The sequence below is a fragment of the Synechococcus sp. CCY9202 genome, from assembly GCF_034931685.1.
Classification (GTDB): Bacteria; Cyanobacteriota; Cyanobacteriia; order PCC-6307; family Cyanobiaceae; genus CBW1002.
On the sequence record NZ_JAYGID010000091.1, the window covers coordinates 1 to 2,301 of the forward strand.

The window sequence follows — 2,301 nt, forward strand, 5'->3', positions numbered from 1 at the left end:
TGAAAAAGTCCCGAGGCCGTCATGCCTTAAGCCTTACCTTTGGGCGCAGCGCCCGTGAACACTGGGCTCGAAGTCAGGCGTTCCCGGGCTGAATGGTCCTTGACGGGGTTTTTCAGCAAACTCTTAGGCATGAGCTCACCATTCTATGGCGTGAGTCGTGCAGCGTCAAGTCTCGATGTGCGAATTAGCCGGCAAGATTAATATTTAAATCCACTCGCCTGTTGAAACAGGGAGCATCGCCCCGCTCCTTAGTTCACCACCACGAGTTCACCACCACGATTGTTGAATGCAGCAGCAGAGGTGGATTGGATGGAGCCTTCCCCTGCAGGCCGGCGCAGAGAAGCCACGGCATTAACTGGAACAGCCTTCTCATGGCGACGAGGATAGGTTGTACGTGCTGCCAAATGGACAGCGGCAGGGGCGTAAACTTTGTTGCAAATTACTGGCGCAGGAGGCCTCCAGATTCAATGAGCAGTGCCGGAATCCGCACAATACGCCACGACTCAAATCTAGATGGATATCGTCACGTTGATTTCATTCCTGAAACAGCACCAGTCTTTGAGAACTACGCTCTGAACTCGCGCAATGACGCAAAGGCTCTTTTTTTGTTGATGGAGGAATCCGGCCAGCTGATTGCGATTTGCCCCGTATTAATTGTCGAAAAGGCGCTCTCGCTATCACTTCTGCATGCTCGGATGAGAAATGCGCTTAATTGGATTCCGAGATTTCTAGTTGAAAGACGTGCCGCGGTAATTGATACCTTCCTAATGGGCTATGCGCCAAGATCGCCATTCGCTATTCGCGCCGAGTACATGCCGATAAGCGAAAAGATCAAGGCCGAGTTTATTGATTACGTTATGACAGCATTCTCGCCTGACTCAATCTGGGTTGCCGGAGATTCACTTCCAGGGATGCCGCATCAAAGCATGAGCTTGCTGCCCCAGTTTAAGATCTTGCCTTTGGCGTCTGTTGACATTTCCGGATGCAACACCTTCTCGCAATATCGTGCTTCGCTGTCACGTAAACGTAGGCGCAATCTTGATCATGCGACCAGTATCTTCAAGAAGGGTGAAGGCAGAATAGCTGTAGAGACATTGCCGTCTCCTCAAGGTCTTTTGCTGCAAGCACACAAGCTGCTTTTGAAAAGCGCAGAGAGGTCTGCGCACGAAGCGCCATATCTCCAGCTCTGCAATTCGCTGGAAGCTTTTTTGTCCCAGGACGGCCTTATGGTGTGTGCGTATCAAAATAATGCAATGATTGCCTTTATGAGTTTTTTTGCAACGAGTGATATGCTCTATCAGACGCATGGAGGCCTGGACTACTCAAGCTCCCTTGATTTAAAGGCATATGAAAATATTCTTTATTACTCAATATCGCTTGCCCTTGACAAGGGGCTCTCGAAAGTATGCCTTGGCCCGCTTAATAATGAGACGAAGAGAAGGCTTTCGAATTGTCAGTCCAATGTCGAAGCAAGCCTTTGGTGCCGCACTCGATTCGATCGATGGCTTGCGAACAATCTTATCATTCCAAATCTATCTTTTTCTATTCCCTCCCGGTGACTTTCATGGGAGGTGTCGCTTCTTGGCTTGCAGTCCCGGAGATTTGCGAGCAAGGTCGCAGGAGCTTCTCCAGGATTGAATCCGCGGTGGCCGACCAGTTGAACGGGGCCTTGGTCTTGTTGCAGGCCGCCACGAACTGCTCGATCTTGGCGATCAGCTCCTTGACGCTGGAGAAGCTGCTGCGCCGGATCGCCCGCTGGGTGATGATCCCGAACCAGCGCTCGACTGTGCCAGCCAGGCACGGACCTTGGCGTGCCTATGCGTGCAGTAGTTGTCCACGATCAGGTGGACATCAAGGTCCTCGGGGACGGACGTCTCGATCTGCCGCAGGAAGCCCAGGAACTCCTGATGCCGGTGCCGGGGCTTGCACTGGCTGATCACCTCACCGGTGGCCACGTCCAAGGCGGCGAACAGGGTGGTGGTGCCGTGGCGGATGTAGTCATGGGTGACGCCCTCGACGTAACCGAGGCCCATGGGCAGCAGCGGCTGAGTCCTGTCCAGAGCCTGGATCTACGTCTTCTCGTCAACGCAGAGCACCATCGCCTTGTCAGGTGGATTCAGATAGAGGCCGACGATGTCTCTGCCCTTCTCCACAATGAATGGGTCGGTGGAGAGCTTTAAGAGTTTGCTGAAAAACCCCGCCACCTCTGCGAGAATGGGCCAACTGCCCCAGGTTTGATGCGAGGTCAGCAGGAGCGCAGCGGCTCCTTGTTCTCCTACGTCTCGATCGAGGAGCGGATCC

At 53.3% G+C, this 2,301-nt stretch carries 1 protein-coding gene and 1 pseudogene; one reads left to right on the top strand and one right to left on the bottom strand.

Going from position 1 to position 2,301, the window contains the following annotated elements; genetic code table 11:
* The first annotated feature begins 467 nt into the window (after positions 1 to 467).
* Positions 468 to 1,559 carry a hypothetical protein gene (locus tag VB777_RS12080; RefSeq protein WP_323249226.1) on the top strand — a complete coding sequence of 364 codons (1,092 nt, stop codon included), beginning with the start codon at positions 468 to 470 and terminating at the stop codon, positions 1,557 to 1,559.
* On the opposite strand, the pseudogene VB777_RS12085 reads toward VB777_RS12080, so the two are convergent.
* A pseudogene (locus tag VB777_RS12085) lies at positions 1,543 to 2,189 on the bottom strand (IS630 family transposase); the annotation flags it as partial. The gene VB777_RS12080 and the pseudogene VB777_RS12085 overlap by 17 nt on opposite strands.
* Between the last annotated feature and the right edge of the window lie 112 nt (positions 2,190 to 2,301).

Coding starts and splice junctions, on each gene's coding strand:
- VB777_RS12080 (WP_323249226.1), top strand. CDS start 468: ATGAGCAGTGCCGGAATCCGCACAATACGCCACGACTCAAATCTAGAT.